At 72.4% G+C, this 15,849-nt stretch carries 17 protein-coding genes; 10 read left to right on the forward strand and 7 right to left on the reverse strand.

Translation table 11 applies throughout. The features are described from left to right. The first annotated feature begins 7 nt into the window (after positions 1 to 7). Both ACFXGI_RS04760 and ACFXGI_RS04765 read left to right on the forward strand, forming a co-directional pair. Positions 8 to 571, forward strand: a complete 564-nt coding sequence (locus ACFXGI_RS04760) for an arginine repressor (RefSeq protein WP_384703258.1) — start codon at positions 8 to 10, stop codon at positions 569 to 571. 104 nt (positions 572 to 675) lie between these two features. Then, positions 676 to 1,488 carry a hypothetical protein gene (locus ACFXGI_RS04765; RefSeq protein WP_384703260.1) on the forward strand — a complete coding sequence of 271 codons (813 nt, stop codon included), beginning with the start codon at positions 676 to 678 and terminating at the stop codon, positions 1,486 to 1,488. On the opposite strand, the gene ACFXGI_RS04770 is transcribed toward ACFXGI_RS04765, so the two are convergent. The 3 genes from ACFXGI_RS04770 to ACFXGI_RS04780 are packed head-to-tail and all read right to left on the reverse strand — an operon-like array spanning position 1,475 to position 4,275. Further along, positions 1,475 to 2,170 carry a L,D-transpeptidase gene (locus ACFXGI_RS04770; protein ID WP_384703445.1) on the reverse strand — a complete coding sequence of 232 codons (696 nt, stop codon included), beginning with the start codon at positions 2,168 to 2,170 and terminating at the stop codon, positions 1,475 to 1,477. The two genes, ACFXGI_RS04765 and ACFXGI_RS04770, sit on opposite strands and share 14 nt — an antisense overlap. A 6-nt stretch (positions 2,171 to 2,176) precedes the next feature. Then, positions 2,177 to 2,758, reverse strand: a complete 582-nt coding sequence (locus ACFXGI_RS04775) for a pyridoxamine 5'-phosphate oxidase family protein (RefSeq protein ID WP_384703263.1) — start codon at positions 2,756 to 2,758, stop codon at positions 2,177 to 2,179. A gap of 5 nt (positions 2,759 to 2,763) precedes the next feature. Continuing rightward, on the reverse strand, positions 2,764 to 4,275 hold the full coding sequence (locus ACFXGI_RS04780) for a hypothetical protein (RefSeq protein ID WP_384703266.1): 1,512 nt from the start codon (positions 4,273 to 4,275) through the stop codon (positions 2,764 to 2,766). A 174-nt stretch (positions 4,276 to 4,449) separates the two neighbouring features. Between ACFXGI_RS04780 and ACFXGI_RS04785 the strand changes: the two genes are divergently transcribed. Both ACFXGI_RS04785 and argH read left to right on the forward strand, forming a co-directional pair. Then, positions 4,450 to 5,643 (forward strand): argininosuccinate synthase, encoded by a 1,194-nt coding sequence (locus tag ACFXGI_RS04785; protein ID WP_384703268.1) that lies wholly within the window; start codon positions 4,450 to 4,452, stop codon positions 5,641 to 5,643. 99 nt (positions 5,644 to 5,742) lie between these two features. Then, positions 5,743 to 7,173 (forward strand): argininosuccinate lyase, encoded by a 1,431-nt coding sequence (argH, locus tag ACFXGI_RS04790; protein ID WP_384703271.1) that lies wholly within the window; start codon positions 5,743 to 5,745, stop codon positions 7,171 to 7,173. Positions 7,174 to 7,366: 193 nt separating this feature from the next. Here the strand turns inward: argH and ACFXGI_RS04795 are convergent, their stop codons facing one another. Beyond that, positions 7,367 to 7,876 carry an HAD domain-containing protein gene (locus tag ACFXGI_RS04795; protein WP_384703273.1) on the reverse strand — a complete coding sequence of 170 codons (510 nt, stop codon included), beginning with the start codon at positions 7,874 to 7,876 and terminating at the stop codon, positions 7,367 to 7,369. A gap of 89 nt (positions 7,877 to 7,965) precedes the next feature. Here ACFXGI_RS04795 and ACFXGI_RS04800 point away from each other — a divergent pair, with 89 nt between their 5' ends. The 3 genes from ACFXGI_RS04800 (at position 7,966) to ACFXGI_RS04810 (ending at position 11,641) form a co-directional block, all read left to right on the forward strand. Then, positions 7,966 to 8,517: a TetR/AcrR family transcriptional regulator gene (locus ACFXGI_RS04800; RefSeq protein WP_384703276.1), complete on the forward strand. Its 552-nt coding sequence runs from the start codon at positions 7,966 to 7,968 to the stop codon at positions 8,515 to 8,517. Beyond that, positions 8,514 to 10,097, forward strand: a complete 1,584-nt coding sequence (locus ACFXGI_RS04805) for an MFS transporter (protein WP_384703279.1) — start codon at positions 8,514 to 8,516, stop codon at positions 10,095 to 10,097. Before ACFXGI_RS04800 ends, ACFXGI_RS04805 begins: the two co-directional genes overlap by 4 nt. A gap of 68 nt (positions 10,098 to 10,165) precedes the next feature. Further along, the gene (locus tag ACFXGI_RS04810) at positions 10,166 to 11,641 is read left to right on the forward strand and encodes a membrane-associated oxidoreductase (protein WP_384703282.1); all 1,476 of its coding nucleotides are present in this window, start codon (positions 10,166 to 10,168) and stop codon (positions 11,639 to 11,641) included. A gap of 8 nt (positions 11,642 to 11,649) precedes the next feature. Here ACFXGI_RS04810 and ACFXGI_RS04815 read toward each other — a convergent pair whose 3' ends face one another. Further along, entirely contained in the window at positions 11,650 to 12,279 is a 630-nt protein-coding gene (locus ACFXGI_RS04815) for a lysophospholipid acyltransferase family protein (protein ID WP_384703285.1), read from the reverse strand. A 303-nt stretch (positions 12,280 to 12,582) separates the two neighbouring features. Between ACFXGI_RS04815 and ACFXGI_RS04820 the strand changes: the two genes are divergently transcribed. The 3 genes from ACFXGI_RS04820 to ACFXGI_RS04830 all read left to right on the forward strand — a co-directional run bounded on the left by ACFXGI_RS04820 (position 12,583) and on the right by ACFXGI_RS04830 (position 14,972). Continuing rightward, positions 12,583 to 13,785 (forward strand): glycerophosphodiester phosphodiesterase, encoded by a 1,203-nt coding sequence (locus tag ACFXGI_RS04820; RefSeq protein ID WP_384703288.1) that lies wholly within the window; start codon positions 12,583 to 12,585, stop codon positions 13,783 to 13,785. A gap of 127 nt (positions 13,786 to 13,912) precedes the next feature. Beyond that, a complete protein-coding gene (locus tag ACFXGI_RS04825) occupies positions 13,913 to 14,428 on the forward strand; it encodes a sigma-70 family RNA polymerase sigma factor (RefSeq protein WP_351771965.1) in 516 nt (171 codons plus the stop codon). A gap of 37 nt (positions 14,429 to 14,465) precedes the next feature. Next, positions 14,466 to 14,972 (forward strand): GNAT family N-acetyltransferase, encoded by a 507-nt coding sequence (locus ACFXGI_RS04830; RefSeq protein WP_384703449.1) that lies wholly within the window; start codon positions 14,466 to 14,468, stop codon positions 14,970 to 14,972. A 45-nt stretch (positions 14,973 to 15,017) separates the two neighbouring features. On the opposite strand, the gene ACFXGI_RS04835 is transcribed toward ACFXGI_RS04830, so the two are convergent. Beyond that, a complete protein-coding gene (locus ACFXGI_RS04835) occupies positions 15,018 to 15,434 on the reverse strand; it encodes a hypothetical protein (protein ID WP_384703291.1) in 417 nt (138 codons plus the stop codon). Then, on the reverse strand, positions 15,427 to 15,795 hold the full coding sequence (locus ACFXGI_RS04840; protein WP_384703294.1) for a hypothetical protein: 369 nt from the start codon (positions 15,793 to 15,795) through the stop codon (positions 15,427 to 15,429). The genes ACFXGI_RS04835 and ACFXGI_RS04840 overlap by 8 nt, the downstream gene beginning before the upstream one ends. Positions 15,796 to 15,849: the final 54 nt, after the last annotated feature.

Below are 15,849 nucleotides of genomic sequence, written 5' to 3' on the forward strand. Positions count from 1 at the left end.
GACGACGATGAGCCAGGCCCAGGACCACGGGGAGTGGGGCTCCCCCCGGACCGAGTCCGGGGGCGGGCCGTCCGTTCCGCAGACCCGCACCGCCCGCCACCGCCGGATCGTGGACATCCTCAACCGGCAGCCGGTCCGCTCGCAGAGCCAGCTGGCCAAGCTGCTGGCCGACGACGGGCTGAGCGTCACCCAGGCGACGCTCTCCCGCGACCTCGACGAGCTGGGCGCGGTGAAGATCCGCAACACCGGCGGCGAGCTGATCTACGCGGTGCCCAGCGAGGGCGGTTTCCGCACCCCGCAGGCACCGCTCGGCGAGTCGGCGAAGGAGGAGCGCATGCGGCGCCTCTCCGGGGAACTGCTGATCTCGGCGGAGGCCTCCGCGAACCTCGTCGTCCTGCGCACCCCGCCGGGCGCGGCCCAGTTCCTCGCCTCCGCGATCGACCAGGCCGAACTCCGCGAGATCCTCGGCACGATCGCCGGAGACGACACGCTGATGCTGATCAGCCGTGACCCGTCGGGCGGCCAGGCCCTCGCGGACCACCTGCTGAGGCTGGCCCAGAAGGAGGGCTGACCGCCCCCGCGCGGATTCACGGTCCGTCAGCTCCCGGTGCCCGAGTCGGCGGCGGGGCGGATATCCGGTGTACCGCCTCCCGCAGGGCCGCCTAGGCTCGGCGTGTGCATGCCTACACCCTCGCCGGTGTCGCCGTGCCCGTCACAGCCGCGCTGTACGGGCTGAACGGCATGGTCCGGCGCCGCACCGCGCTACGGCACCGCCGCGCCCTCGACCGGTGGGCCGCCGTCCTGGCCGACCCGTACCAGGCCGCCGTGGGGCGCTGGTGGCCGAACGACGCGGTCCAGGCCGCCGCGGCCCGGCTGGTCCTGGACGGGCTCGTCACCGTCAACCACCGCGGCAATCTGAGCCCCGCCCCGGCCGCCACCGACCCCGCCCGCAGCCCCGGCCATCCACTGCCCGAGGCGCTGCTGGCCGCCCTGCTGCGCCGCAGCGCCCCCGCCACCCTCGGCAGCATCGTGCTGCGGGACGCGCAGTTCGGGACGGCCCTCCGGGAGTTCCTGAAGGCCCGCCCGGAACTCCTCTCGGTCGACGAACCCGCCGGCCCGACCGGACCCGGGCTGTACCTGGTCCTGGCCGAGATGCTCTTCTGCGTCTTCGGCCTGATGTCGCTGCAGCCCGACGGCGACGCCGAATGGACGGCCGCCTGGGCCGCGTGGACCGGGGTGATCGCCCAAATCATCTGGTTCCCCGTCTACGGCCGAACCCGCGGGGCCGGCTGGAAGGGGGATGCCGGCGCAGCGGCGGCCGCGCACCACGGGACCCCTCATCCGGCGCTCCAGGCCCTGGACGCCCGCGATCCGGAAGCCCTCCGCCGGCTGCGCGTGAGCCGCCTGCGGACCCGCCGCGGCCGCAACCGGGGCCGACCGCGCCGCCGGGCACCCGCCGAGAGCGGCGCGCCCCTCAGTAGCGGGTGACGGCGAGCGGTCCCTCCTGCGTCCCGATGGCGATGTGCGGGCGGCGGCGCGGGTCGGCCCAGCGCAGGATCGCGCGCATCGCCCGCTCCGGCACGGACACGCAACCGGCCGTCGCCCCCTTGCCGTTGACGTGCAGGAAGATGCCCGCGCCCCGGCCGTGCACCGGCCGCTCGTAGTTGAAGCCGATGACCAGAGCGTGCGCGTACTGCTTCTCGTACGTGACCAGGTGCTCCGCCTCGCCGGGCGCGCAGTCCGCGGGAAGCGGCTCGGTCCACCGGTTGTAGGCGGCCGACGCGTTGTCCTGGCACCACCAGGAATCGGGGGTCACCCGCCGGTAGCCGAAATCCGTCCCGGCCGGCGCGCGGCGGATCCCGAAGGCGTACGGGAGCTCGTAGAGGCCCGCCGGCGTCGTGTTCGTGCCCTGGGTGCGGGTCGCGCCCTCGGTCAGACCGTTCGCGCCGAAGCGCGCCTCGGCGCTGCCGGCCTCGTACCAGCGCCCCGCCCAGCGGTCCCACCAGGTCACCCGCCCGGTGGTGGATCCGGGGGCCGGGGCGACGGCCGTGATGAGCTGGCTGCCGCCGCCGGTGTCGGCGAGGCGGGCGGGCAGCGGCTCGGACCCGTACGGGCCCTGCGAGAGCAGGCTGGTGACGATCAGTGAGCCGGTGACGAGAGCGGTACGCAGCACATGTCAGACGGTACGGGGCGGAAGGGGCAGCGGCAGCGCAGGCAGGCCGTCGACGCTCGATCCGATGAACTCCTTCTTCTCGCAGTACGCGCCGAACTCCTCGTCCGTCTTGCGGCCGAAGTACTCCGCGTGGAGGGTGCGCTCGCCCTGGTACTCCATGAACGGGACGGCGTACCCGCACACATCGGCGATCCGGCGGGCGTGCACCACGATGACCGCCCGTGCCGAGGGACCGTCGGCCGCCCCGAACAGGCCGATCAGCTCACCCCAGCGGGGGTCGTCGCGGAAGACGGCCTCGCCCTCGCCGTGGATGCGCACGATGTTCGGCGGGCCGCTGAACGCGCACCACATCAGCGTGATCCGGCCGTTCTCGCGGACGTGGGCGATGGTCTCGGCGCCGCTGCCGCCGAAGTCGAGGTAGGCGAGGGTCTGCTCGTCGATGACGACGAGCGTGCCCGCGCGGCCCTTGGGGGACAGGTTGACGTGGCCGTTCCCGGCGAGCGGGGCGGTGGCCGTGAAGAAGACCGGCTGCGCCTCGATGAACGTGCGGAGCCGGCCGTCTATGCGTTCGTAGAGCTTTCCCATGAGGATCATTGTCCGATCGGCTCGGACGCGGCGCGGGGAATTCCGAGCCGCGACCGCATCCGCTCCATGACGTGAGCGCTGAACAGCCCGGTGCAGCGGTCCAGCAGCGCCGCCACCTCCGGGTCGCCCCGGGGCAGCTCGCACGGCCGGTACGGGGACCACAGGCTCTGCACGCGCTGCGCGGCGACCCGGCGCAGCCCCGGGTCGGCGTCCGCCAGCAGCTCCACGGAGGCCCGCAGCCCGATGACCCCGCCGCGTGCGTGCAGCACCCGGTACGCGGCCCGGCGCGTGTGCGCGGGGCGGTCGGGTGCGATCCGCTCCAGCAGCCAGTCGGCGGGCAGCCGCTCCCCGGCCCCGGCCAGGCTCACGGACGCTTCCCGGGCCACCGCGGCCGACGGGTCGTCGAGCAGCGGCCGCAGCAGGTCCACGTCGGTCGTGTCCAGCAAGCGCAGGGCGGCGACCGCCGCCGCCCGCACCGCCCCCGCGGGATGGTCCAGCAGCCCGCGCAGCAGCGGCGCGTCCGCCCGCCGGGCGCATTCGGCGAAGCCGGTGACGGCGTACGCGCTCACGCGGGCCGGGTCCTCGACGAGAGCGCGGCAGTGCGCGTACGGGTCTTTGCCGCCCTGCTTGACCAGCCAGCGCGCGCAGGCCCGCACCAGCCCGGACCGGTCGGCCAGGAAGCCGGCCGCCTCGCCCGAGCGCCCGGCCCGCCGCAGCGCCGTGACCCCGCCCGAGCGCACCACGGGCATGTGCCCGCGCAGCAGGAGGCCGATCGCCTCGTCGTCGGGTCCGTCGGCGGCCAGCGCGGCCAGTGCGGCGTCCGCCCACAGCCGGGCCGTCGCCGGATCGCGCTCCTCGCCGGCCCGCCGGGCCAGCTCCCGTACGCCGAACAGCCCGGCGTCGAGCGTGATGCGCGTGGCGAACCGCCGGGTCGCCAGGTCCCCGCTGCGCCTGAGCCAGCCGAGCACGGTGTCGGGCTGCTCGCCGGTCATCGTGCGGGCGTCCCGCGCCGGGCGCCACCACTGCGCGGGGCGCGCGGGACGCCACCAGGGGCTGAGGACCGGGTCCTCGGCGCCGAGGGCCTCCTCGAAGAGCTCGCGCGCCCAGCGGCCCTGTTCGCGCCCGGCCAGGCGCAGGACGAGCGGGGTGAGGTCGAGCAGCGTCCGCGCAGGGTCGGCGGCCAGGCTCCCGGCGAGCACCTGCCGGGCGCGTTCGCGTACGGCGGGCACCCAGTCGGCGCAGCGGATCGCGACGAGCGGGAGCGGCGGGTCCGCCACCCGGAGGGCGGCCTCGCGGATCCGGCCGTCGGGGTGGCACAGGCGCACCTCGATCCGGTCGGCGCCGCGGGGCCCGGGGAACCAGGGGGAGTGATGCCGGCGGACCTCCGCGTCGAAGGCGATCCAGGAGGCCGGCAGGACGGGGCGGCGCGCGCCGCCGATCCCGAGACGTCCGCCGCGCAGCAGTTCCGCCGCCGCGGCCCGGCCCTCTTCGGCGTGGCGCTGCGTGTCGACTCCCATGTGCCCTCCCCTTGTGGTGCAGACCGCCGATCGTAGGCCGTCGGTTCCGCGTGCGCCCCTGTTATTCGTGCTGGTCAGGGGCGTCCGCCTGCGGTCGATTGACGAAACATACGGAGCAGTGCATAGTTATGCCTGTACCTGGATGGACCGCTGGATGCCAGTAAGGAGAAGCCCGTGACCGAGCGCGTCGTACTCGCCTATTCAGGCGGACTGGACACCTCCGTCGCCATCGGCTGGATCGCCGAGGAGACGGGCGCAGAGGTCATCGCCGTTGCCGTGGACGTCGGCCAGGGCGGCGAGGACCTGGACGTCATCCGCAAGCGCGCCCTCGCCTGCGGCGCGGTGGAAGCCGAGGTCGCGGACGCCAAGGACGAGTTCGCCGACGAGTACTGCCTCCCGGCGATCAAGGCCAACGCCCTCTACATGGACCGGTACCCGCTGGTCTCGGCGCTCTCCCGGCCCGTCATCGTCAAGCACCTGGTCGCCGCCGCGAAGAGGCACGGCGCCGGCACCGTCGCCCACGGCTGCACGGGCAAGGGCAACGACCAGGTCCGCTTCGAGGCCGGCATCCAGACCCTCGGCCCCGACCTGAAGTGCATCGCCCCGGTCCGCGACTACGCCATGACCCGGGACAAGGCCATCGCCTTCTGCGAGGCCGGGAACCTCCCGATCGCGACCACCAGGAAGTCCCCGTACTCCATCGACCAGAACGTCTTCGGACGCGCCGTCGAGACGGGCTTCCTGGAAGACATCTGGAACGCGCCGATCGAGGACATCTACGAGTACACCGCCGACCCCGCCGAACCGCGCGAGGCCGACGAGGTCGTCATCTCCTTCAAGGAGGGCGCCCCCGTGGCCATCGACGGCCGGCCCGTCACCGTGCTCCAGGCGATCCGGCAGCTCAACGCCCGGGCCGGTGCCCAGGGCATCGGCCGGATCGACATGGTCGAGGACCGCCTCGTGGGCATCAAGTCCCGCGAGGTGTACGAGGCTCCCGGCGCGATCGCGCTGATCACCGCCCACCAGGAGCTGGAGAACGTCACCGTGGAGCGCGAACTGGCCCGCTACAAGCGGCAGGTCGAGCAGCGCTGGGGCGAGCTGGTCTACGACGGCCAGTGGTTCTCCCCCCTCAAGCGGGCCCTGGACGGCTTCGTCGACGAGGCCAGTCGGCACGTCACCGGCGACATCCGGATGACCCTGCACGGCGGCCGCGCCGTGGTCACCGGCCGCAAGTCGGACGAGTCGCTGTACGACTTCAACCTGGCGACCTACGACTCGGGCGACACCTTCGACCAGTCCAAGGCCCAGGGATTCATAGAGATCTTCGGCCTCTCGTCGAAGATCGCGGCACGCCGCGACCTGGCCTGAGCCCGACTCGTTACGCCAGTGCCGAGTCGGCCTCCCCGTAACCTCCGCGACGGGGAGGCCGACGTACATCCACGCACACGTTCTTGAGGAGCAGCAGCTGTGAGCAGCAACAACGGTGGTGACGTCCGGCTCTGGGGCGGCCGGTTCGCCGACGGCCCCGCCGAGGCCCTCGCGAAGCTGTCCGCGTCGGTCCACTTCGACTGGCGCCTCGCGCCGTACGACATCGCCGGATCCCGCGCCCACGCCCGCGTGCTCGCCAAGGCGGGCCTGCTCACGGCGGACGAGCTCGACCGCATGATCGCGGGCCTGGACCGGCTCGAAGCCGACGTCGCCGACGGATCCCTCACCGGCACCATCGCCGACGAGGACGTGCACACCGCCCTGGAGCGGGGCCTGCTGGAGCGGCTCGGCGCCGACCTCGGCGGCAAGCTGCGGGCCGGCCGGTCCCGCAACGACCAGGTCGCCACCCTGTTCCGGATGTACCTGCGCGACCACGCCCGGATCGTCGGCGGGCTGATCGCCGAGCTCCAGGACGCGCTGGTCGGCCTCGCCGAGACCCACCACGACGTGGCCATGCCCGGCCGGACCCACCTCCAGCACGCCCAGCCGGTGCTCTTCGCGCACCACGTGCTGGCCCATGTACAGGCGCTGTCCCGGGACGCGGAGCGGCTGCGGCAGTGGGACACCCGGACCGCGGTCTCCCCGTACGGCTCCGGGGCGCTCGCCGGCTCCTCGCTGGGGCTGGACCCGGAGGCGGTCGCCGCCGACCTGGGCTTCGAGCGGGGCTCGGTCGGCAACTCCATCGACGGCACGGCCTCGCGCGACTTCGTCGCCGAGTTCGCCTTCATCACCGCGATGATCGGGATCAACCTGTCCCGGATCGCGGAGGAGATCATCATCTGGAACACGAAGGAGTTCTCCTTCGTGACCCTGCACGACGCCTTCTCGACCGGGTCGTCGATCATGCCGCAGAAGAAGAACCCGGACATCGCGGAGCTGGCGCGCGGCAAGTCGGGCCGGCTCATCGGCAATCTGACGGGCCTGCTCGCCACGCTGAAGGCGCTGCCGCTGGCCTACAACCGGGACCTCCAGGAGGACAAGGAGCCCGTCTTCGACTCCTGCGACACCCTCGAAGTCCTGCTCCCGGCCTTCACCGGCATGATGGCCACCCTCACGGTCAACCGGGAGCGGATGGAGGAGCTGGCCCCGGCGGGCTTCTCCCTCGCCACGGACATCGCGGAGTGGCTGGTCAAGCAGGGCGTGCCGTTCCGCGTCGCGCACGAGGTGGCCGGCGAGTGCGTGAAGGAGTGCGAGGCGCTCGGGATCGAGCTCGACGAGCTCACGGACGAGCAGTTCGCGAAGATCTCGGAGCACCTGACGCCCGAGGTCCGCACGGTCCTCAACGTGCCGGGAGCCCTCGCCTCCCGCAACGGCCGCGGCGGAACCGCTCCCTCGGCGGTCGCGAAGCAGCTCGCGGAGCTGAAGGCCGACCTGGTCATCCAGCACGCCTGGGCCACCCACAAGCAGTAGCCGCACGGCGCTGCCCCTTCCGTTCCCGCGGCCATGCGGCCCGCACGCCCGCGCCCCCTCCGGGGCCCGGGCCCTGCACCCCCGCACGCCGCGGAACGCCCGCGGGGGCGGCCGGAGCCCGGGCTCCGGCCGCCCCCGCGTCGTGCCGCCCCCCGCTTTCCCTCGTCCTTCGGGTCGTCCGGCGGCGCACCCGTTACGCGGCCCAGCGCGCCAGCGCGTCGAAGTCCGGGCGGGTCAGGCCGATCTGCTCGTCGATGCGCAGCAGCAGGGCCCGTGCGGGGTGGCGCTGGTCCACGTACTCCCGGTCCATCGCCGTGATGTCGTCGTCGATCCACGCGAACTCCCGTGCGCCCGCGTACTCCAGGACGTACTGCGTCTTCCAGAAGGTCCCGCGCGGGGCCCGCCCGTGCATCTGCGGCCAGTCGATGTACGGGAGCCGCGGAAGACCCAGGTGCGGGCCTATCCAGTCGTTCGCCTCGTCCTTCCACGTGGTGGCCCAGACCAGCTCGTACGAGCGCGCCAGCGCGAGCAGCTCCGCTCCGTGGGCGTGGTTCAGCCAGACCCGAAGCGGCCGCCGGCTCTCGGCCTCCGTCCATCCGGTCGGGCGCATCCGGTGGGTGGAGTACCCCGCCGGGCGGCGCTCGGCCTGGGCCGCGTAGGGGTTCAGCGGACCGTCCACGTCGATCAGCAGCAGTGGCTTCATGGGGCGAGGATTCCTCTCCGGCCGCCCGGGGGCAGCTCATTTTCGGCTCTGGTGAGACATTCGCGTCTCATTCGGGGTATGCTTGTCTCATGGCCATGGATCGTGACCAGGTGCTCCGCGACGCCGCAGCCCTGCTCTCCCGCAAATCGACCGCGACGATGGACGAGGTCGCCCGCGCCGCAGGCATCGGGCGCGCGACCCTCCACCGGCACTTCGCCGGGCGCGACGCCCTCGTGAGGGCCCTCGAGGAACTCGGCATCCGCCAGTTCGAGACGGCCTTCGACAACGCCCGCCTCGAAGAGGGCACGGCGGTCGAGGCCCTGCGCCGGCTCGTGGCCGAGTCCGAGCGCGACGCCCAGCTGCTGGCCTTCCTCGTCACCGAGAACCAGCTCTTCGAGGGCGACCAGGTCAACGAGGGCTGGGCCCGGCTCGACGCCCGCGTCGGCGCGCTCTTCCGGCGCGGACAGGCGGAGGGCGACATCCGGATCGACCTGAGCCCCGCCTGGCTCACCGAGGCCCTCTACGGCCTCATCGGCACCTGCGCCTGGGCCGTCATGGACGGCGGGGTCGCCGCGAAGGACTTCCAGTACATGATCATCGAGCTGCTGCTCGGTGGCGCACGACGGAGCGTGGAGAAATGAGCCGCACGGAACAGCTGACCCAGAGGCAGGGGACGGGGGCGAGCAGGGCCGGGGAAACCGGGGGGAACAGGGGAGACGTGGGGAGCAAGGGGCGCTGGCTGGCGCTCTGCGTGCTCGTCCTGGCCGTCCTGCTGGTCGCGGTGGACGCCACCGTACTCGGCCTCGCCACGCCCTCCATCAGTGAAGACCTCAAGCCGTCCGGCACCCAGCTGCTGTGGATCGGCGACATCTACTCGTTCGTCATCGCCGGCCTGCTCGTCTCCATGGGCTCCCTCGGTGACCGCATCGGCCGCAAGAAGCTGCTCCTGGTCGGCGCCACCGCCTTCGGCGCCGTCTCCGTCCTCAACGCCTACGCCACCAGCCCCGAGATGATGATCGTGGCCCGCGCCCTGCTCGGCGTGGCCGGCGCGACGCTGATGCCCTCGACCCTCGCCCTGATCCGGAACATATTCCACGACCCCAAGGAGCGCAGCCTCGCCATCGGCATCTGGGGCGCCACCGCCTCGGCCGGCGCGGCCGTCGGGCCCGTCGTCGGCGGAGTCCTGCTCCAGCACTTCTGGTGGGGCTCGGTCTTCCTCATCAACGTGCCCGTGATGGTCGCCCTGGTCCTCGTCGGCATCAAGCTGCTGCCCGAGTCGAAGAACCCGGTGTCCGGCCCCTGGGACCTGCTGAGCGTCGCCCTCTCGCTCGTCGGCGTCATCGGAGTCGTCTACGCCGTCAAGGAAGTGGCCACCCACGGTGTGACCTGGGGCGTCGCGGTCTCCGCCGTCCTCGGTGCCGCGTGCCTGTACGGCTTCGTGCGCCGCCAGTTCAGCCTGCCGTCGCCGCTCCTCGACATGCGGCTCTTCAAGCACCGCGGCTTCTCCGGCGCGGTCCTCGCCGACCTGCTGACCGTCTTCGGCCTCTCCGGCCTCGTCTTCTTCCTCTCCCAGTTCCTCCAGCTGGTCCAGGGCCGCGACACCCTCGAGGCGGGCCTCGCCGAACTGCCCGCCGCCATCGGCGCGGTGGTCACGGGCCTGGTCGCCGGCCGCTACGCCCGCCGGTACTCGGTGCGGTCGGTCGTCACCGGCGGCCTCGCGGCCATCGGGCTCGCGCTCGGCGCGCTCACCCTGGTCCACAAGGAGAGCGGCTACCCGCTGCTCGGCGCGGCCCTGCTGGTCGTCGGCCTCGGCGCCGGCTTCTCCTTCACGGTCACCGCCGACGTGATCCTCTCCAGCGTCCCCAAGGAGCAGGCCGGTTCGGCCTCGGCCGTCTCCGAGACGGCGTACGAACTCGGCGCGGCCCTCGGCATCGCCCTGCTCGGCTCCATCGTCACCGGCGTCTACCAGAGCTTCACCGCCCCGGCCTCGGTCCCCGGACCGGTCGCCGACGCCGCGCACGAATCGCTGGGCGGCGCCGTCGAAGCCGCCAAGGCACTGGACCCCGCGACCGCGCAGACGATGGTGGGCGCGGCGCAGGACGCCTTCGTGGACGGGCTGCGGCTCGCCTCCGGCGTGGGCGCGGCCGTACTTCTGGCCACCGCGGTGGCGGCCTGGTTCCTGCTCAGGGGCCAGCGGCTCCAGGACGGCATCGAGCACTGACCGACCCCAAGGGGTGGTGTCCTGAACAGAGTTGACACTCCGTTGACCTGCAGGACACCATCCCGGCGATGGAGATCACCGAACTGACCCCGGCCGAACGCCGCGTATGGGAAGCCTTTCCGCGCGGCGACGGCGTCGACTTCCGGGAACATCCCGAGGACAGCTCCGTGGACGGGGCCGGGTGGGGCCCGGAGCGCACCGTACGGGCGGATGTGCTCCGCGCCCTGCTGCTGGGCGCGGCCACCGCCGAGGAGGGCCGGGTCGCCGGACTCAAGATCAAGGGTGCACGGATCGTCGGCGACCTCGACCTCAGGTACGCGGTCGTCGACCACCCCATACGCCTGCGCGACTGCTGGTTCGAGCGCAAGCCCCTGCTGTACGGGTCCCGGCTGAAGGCGCTCGTCCTCGGCTACTCCACCCTCCCCGGCCTCACCGCCGCCACGATGCGCGTCGAGGTGGTTCTGCGGCTCTCCTGCTGCCGGATCACCGGCCCCGTCCGGCTCCAGGGCGCCAAGGTGGACGGCGGCCTCTTCCTCCAGGGGGCGGTGATCGGACCGACGACGGGCGACGAGGCGGATGAGCCCCCGCTCCAGCTCAACCACATCGAAATCGGCACCGACATCATCGCGAACGACCTGACGGTCCACGGCCAGATGCGGCTGAACGGTGCCACCGTGGGCGGACAGGTCCAGCTCGACCGGGCCCGTCTGCTCACTCCCGGCGGCATAGCCCTGCACGCCGAGACGCTGACCGTCGGGACCGACCTGCGCGCGCACCGGCTGCACGCCCGCGGAATGGTCAACCTCACCGGCTCCCGCATCCCCGGCCAGGCACATCTCACCCGCGCCGACCTCGCCAACCCCGGCGGAACCGCACTGCGCGCCTCCAGCTGCGCCATCGGCGAGCTGTGGCTGCGCCACTGTCCACCGGTCCAGGGCGACGTGAACCTGCGCAGGTCCACCTTCGACCTGCTCCACGTCGAGCCCGGTTCCTGGCCCGAGCGCATAGCCATCGACGGCCTCACCTACCGCACCCTCGCCCCGCACCTGCCGCCCGAACAGCGGCTGCCCGCGCTGGAGCGGGAGGAGTCCGGCTACCTCCCGTACGCGTACGAGCAGCTCGGCGCGGCCTACCGCACGGTGGGCGACGAGGCGGGGGCACGCACGGTCCAGCTCGCCAAGCTGCGGCGGCACCGCAGCACCCTGCCCCGGCACGCCAGGGTCTGGGGACTGCTCCAGGACGCCACCGTCGGCTACGGCTTCCGGCCGCTGCGGGCGGCGGGCTGGCTGGCGGCGCTGCTGCTGACGGGCTCGATCGCGTATGGCCTGCACCCGCCGAGGGAGCTCAAGGCGGGGGAGGCGCCGGAATTCAATCCGGTGTTCTACACGATCGACCTGATGCTGCCGATCGTCGGCTTCGGCCAAGAGGGCGCCTTCGCGCCGAACGGCTGGTACCAGTGGCTCTCGTACGTGCTGATCGTGACCGGCTGGGTCCTCGCCACGACGACCGCGGCGGGCGTCAGCCGGTCACTCCAGCGGCAGTAGGACCGCAGCTACGCGGCCTTCGCCTTGGTGGCGTACATGTCCACGTACTCCTGGCCCGAGAGCCGCATGACCTCCGCCATCACCGAGTCCGTGACGGCGCGCAGCACGTAGCGGTCGCGGTCCATGCCCTCGTAGCGGGAGAACTCCATCGGCTCGCCGAAGCGGACGGTGACCCGGCCCGGGCGCGGCATGCCCTTGCCGCCCGGCTGGAGCTTGTCGGTGCCGATCATCGCGAAGGGGACCACGGGGGCGCCGGTCATCAGGGTGAGCCGGGCGATGCCGGTGCGGCCGCGGTACAGGCGGCCGTCGGGGGAGCGGGTGCCCTCGGGGTAGATCCCGAAGATCTTGCCCTCTTCGAGGATGCGGCGGCCGGTCATCAGGGCGGCGACGCCGCCGTTGGCGCCGTCACGGTCGACCGGGATCATGCCGGCCCCGGTGAAGAACCAGGCCATGGCGCGGCCCCTGATGCCCTTGCCCGTCACGTACTCGTCCTTGCCGATGAAGTGGACCGTGCGGTCGCACACCAGCGGAAGGATCATGGAGTCGATGAAGGTGAGGTGGTTGCCCGCCAGGATCACCGGACCGGTGCCCGGGATGTTCTCGATGCCCTCCACACGGGTGCGGAACATCATGCGCATGACCGGTCCGACAGTGGCTTTGATGAGCGATGTACGGAACAACGTGAGCCCTCCGGCATCGAAACGCGATTTTCGCACCACACGGGGGTAGTGCAGGTGAGGACGATACTCGCGGGTCAGCTCCGAGCGCACATCGGGTTCACGAGGTGGATACGCAGTGTTGACGCACGTTTCCGCCATGTTCCCCCCGGGCCCACCCCCGCGCCACCGGCTGCTGCCTACGATGCGCACGCCGAATCGGGCCGCTCGGACCCGCAGACCCCGGGTACCGCCCGGCCCCCTCAGACGACTGGAGTGGCATTCATGACGCAGGGTGGGGCAGCACGGCGCACGGTCCTGGGAGCGGCCGTCCTGGCAGCGGGCGGCGGTATGGCCGGAATTTCGGCGGGATCCGCCTCCGCCGCCGAGGGAGCGGGGGCCGTGGACGCGGCGCGGGCGGCAGAGGCGGCCTACGCCGCCGACGTACGCCGCGGCGGCTACCGGAACCTTCCCGTCCCGTTGGTCATCGGCCACCGCGGGGCCTGCGGCTACCGGCCCGAGCACACCCTCGGCTCGTACCAGCTCGCCCTCGACCTGGGCGCGGACGTCGTCGAGCAGGACCTGGTGCCCACCAAGGACGGCCACCTGGTGTGCCGCCACGAGAACGAGATCGGCGGCACCACGGACGTCGCCGACCACCCCGGGTTCGCCTCCCGGCGTACGACCAAGTCGATCGACGGGGTCGCGGTCACGGGCTGGTTCACCGAGGACTTCACCCTCGCCGAGCTGAAGACCCTGCGGGCGAAGGAACGCATCCCCGCCGTCCGTCAGCGCAACACCCTCTACGACGGCCGGTGGGACGTGCCCACCTTCGAAGAAGTGCTGCGCTGGGCCGACCGCGAGGGCAAGCGCCGCGGCAGGCGCGTCTGGCTGCACGTCGAGACCAAGCACCCCACGTACTTCCGGTCCCTGGGCCTGGGCCTCGAAGAGCCCCTCGCCAAGCTGCTGCGCCGCTACGGCCGCGACGGCCTGGGCGCTCCCCTCTTCCTGCAGTCCTTCGAGCCCTCCAGCATCCAGCGGCTCTCCCGGCTGGTCTCCGCGCCGCGCGTGGTCCTGCTGTCCGCCGCCGGCACCCGGCCCTGGGACTTCGAACAGGCCAAGGACCCGCGCACGGTGTCGGACCTGGTCAAGCCCGAGGGCCTGAAGTGGATCGCCGGATTCGCCCAGGGCATCGGCCCCACCATGGACCTGATCCTCCCGCGCGACGCTTCCGGCAAGCTCGGCGCCCCGACCACGCTGGTCAAGGACGCCCACGCCCGCGGGCTGGTGCTGCACCCCTATACCGCGCGCAACGAGAACACCTTCCTGCCGGCCGAGTACCGCAAGGGCACCGACCCGAACGCGTACGGGGACGCGTTCGGCGCCTTCAAGACGTACTTCGAGCAGGGCATCGACGGCATCTTCACGGACAACGCGGACACCGGACTGCTCGCGGCGGAGGCCTTCCGCCCGGGGCGCGGCCGCTGAGGAGAGAGGGCCGGCTTTCTGCCGACTCCGAGGCCCCGCACCGTCAACAGATAAGCGGAATATCACGTACGGGTGGGCTGTGCCGGGTGCGGAAACCGCCGGGCACGGCCCGCGCGTCCCGCCCGGCATGGACCTGCTGAAGGACTCCGACCTGCTGAACGAACTGGGCCCGCTGCTCTCCGCCGAGGCGGCCGCGGAGGCCCCGGGCGCCGGAGTGGAAGCGGCCGACCTGGAACAAGCCGTCTGGGTCAGGCTGCTGGAACACGACCCCGCCCCCGCCGAGCCGGCCCGCTGGCTGCGCCGGGCGGTGCGCGCCGAAGCCCGGCTCGCCCGGCGCCGCGCCCGCCGCGAGATCCCGTACGGCGGCCGGCCCGGCAGCGCGGGCGCCGAGCCCGAAGACGCCCTGCTGCACGGGGAGGAGAACCGGGCCCTCCGATCGGCGGTCGCCCGATTGCCCGGACGGTGTCCGGAGCTCATGGGGGCACTTCTTTCGCCCAGAGACCTCACCTACCGTGAAATCGCAGGAGAGTTGGGTATCTCACAAGGAAGTTTAGGACCCGTCCGTTCCCGTTGCCTGGGATGTCTGCGCAGAATGCTCGCGTCAGAGGTTGCGGCTCCCCGCCTTCGGGGAAGGGAGCGGTAGACCAATGGGCTACCAGGTGAGCGGGAGGCATGCGCACATGGGCATGAGCGTGACCATTTCGGCGGCAGCTGCCGAGGACACTGAGCAGATCCTCAAACTGCAGTACCTGGCGTTCCAGCGTGAGGCCGAGCTGTACGGCAACTACCGCATCCAGCCGCTCACCCAGACCCTGGACTCCCTCAGGGCGGAGCTGGAGTCGGACACCGTGCTCGTGGCCCGGCTCGGCGACGAAGTGGTCGGCACCGTGCGCGGCAGCGTCGACGAGGACGGCACCGGCAAGATCGCCAAGCTCTGCGTCCACCCGCGCCTGCAGGGCCACGGGCTCGGCGCCCGGCTGCTGCGCGCCGTCGAGGAGGCCCTCGTGGGCCACGCCGAGACCACCCGCTTCCGCCTGCACACCGGCCACAAGAGCGAGTCCAACCTGCGTCTCTACCGCAAGGCCGGTTACGTACAGGTCGGCGGCCGCACGGCCTCCGACGGCGTACGCCTGGTCATCCTGGAGAAGGAGGCCACCGACGCGGCCGACTTCGCGGTCAGCGCCTGACGTTCGGGCGTTCGGGGCTCAGCGCCTGAGCCCGGTACCCGGCATTCAGCGCTTCGTGCGCAGCCAGAGCATCCCGGTGATCGGCAGGATCACCGGGATGAACAGGTAGCCCATCCCGAAGTCCGACCAGACGGTCGCGTCCGGGAAGGCCTCGGGGCGCACCAGTGTCCAGGTGCCCACGGCCAGTACGCCGGCCAGCTCGGCGGCGCAGCAGAAGAGCGCCGCCCGGCGGGCCGTCTCCCCGCCGCGCACCAGCGAGTACGTGATGAACGCGTAGACCAGGGCCGCCGCGCCGGACAGCGAGTACGCCAGCGGCGCCCGGTCGAACTCGGTGGAGATCTGGTAGGCCGAGCGCGACAGCGCGCCCACCACCATCACCCCGTACAGCCAGACCAGCAGCAGTCCGGGTCCGGAGACCAGCCGCTTGCGTTCGCCCGGAGTGGCGGTCGTCGTGTCAGGCACCGGGGGTCCCCCAGATGTCGTAGAGGCGTACTTCGAGGACGGCGAGGACGAGTGCGCCCGCGGCCACCGTCACCGAGCCCCACTTGGTCCGCTCGCTGAGCGAGAGCAGCCCGGCGGCCGGGACCGCCGCGAAGGCGCCCACCAGGTAGGCCACGAAGATCACCGTGCCCTCGTCGGGCTTGCCGCCCCGAGCCAGCTCGACCACGCCGACCACCAGCTGGGCCAGGGCAAGCAGGGTCACCACGCCCATGCCGATGAAGTGCCAGTCCTTGGTGGGCTGGTCCCGCATGGCGGCGAATCCGCACCAGGCGGCGAGGGCGAGTGCGGCCGCGCCGAGGGCGACCGTCAGGGCGTCGAGCATGCAGCGAGGGTATTACGGGCCGAAAGGCCCGGTGCGCGCACCCCTGCGCGCGGG

This window comes from Streptomyces sp. NPDC059355 (assembly GCF_042752335.1).
Lineage (GTDB): Bacteria > Actinomycetota > Actinomycetes > Streptomycetales > Streptomycetaceae > Streptomyces.

Bases quoted from the DNA above. Each gene is read 5' to 3' on its own strand.
- ACFXGI_RS04820 (WP_384703288.1), top strand. From the start codon at position 12,583: ATGACGCAGGGTGGGGCAGCACGGCGCACGGTCCTGGGAGCGGCCGTC.
- ACFXGI_RS04840 (WP_384703294.1), bottom strand. From the start codon at position 15,795: ATGCTCGACGCCCTGACGGTCGCCCTCGGCGCGGCCGCACTCGCCCTC.
- ACFXGI_RS04775 (WP_384703263.1), bottom strand. From the start codon at position 2,758: ATGGGAAAGCTCTACGAACGCATAGACGGCCGGCTCCGCACGTTCATC.
- ACFXGI_RS04810 (WP_384703282.1), top strand. From the start codon at position 10,166: ATGGAGATCACCGAACTGACCCCGGCCGAACGCCGCGTATGGGAAGCC.
- ACFXGI_RS04815 (WP_384703285.1), bottom strand. From the start codon at position 12,279: ATGCGCATGATGTTCCGCACCCGTGTGGAGGGCATCGAGAACATCCCG.
- ACFXGI_RS04805 (WP_384703279.1), top strand. From the start codon at position 8,514: ATGAGCCGCACGGAACAGCTGACCCAGAGGCAGGGGACGGGGGCGAGC.
- ACFXGI_RS04830 (WP_384703449.1), top strand. From the start codon at position 14,466: ATGGGCATGAGCGTGACCATTTCGGCGGCAGCTGCCGAGGACACTGAG.
- ACFXGI_RS04760 (WP_384703258.1), top strand. From the start codon at position 8: ATGAGCCAGGCCCAGGACCACGGGGAGTGGGGCTCCCCCCGGACCGAG.
- ACFXGI_RS04780 (WP_384703266.1), bottom strand. From the start codon at position 4,275: ATGGGAGTCGACACGCAGCGCCACGCCGAAGAGGGCCGGGCCGCGGCG.
- ACFXGI_RS04800 (WP_384703276.1), top strand. From the start codon at position 7,966: ATGGCCATGGATCGTGACCAGGTGCTCCGCGACGCCGCAGCCCTGCTC.
- ACFXGI_RS04795 (WP_384703273.1), bottom strand. From the start codon at position 7,876: ATGAAGCCACTGCTGCTGATCGACGTGGACGGTCCGCTGAACCCCTAC.
- ACFXGI_RS04825 (WP_351771965.1), top strand. From the start codon at position 13,913: ATGGACCTGCTGAAGGACTCCGACCTGCTGAACGAACTGGGCCCGCTG.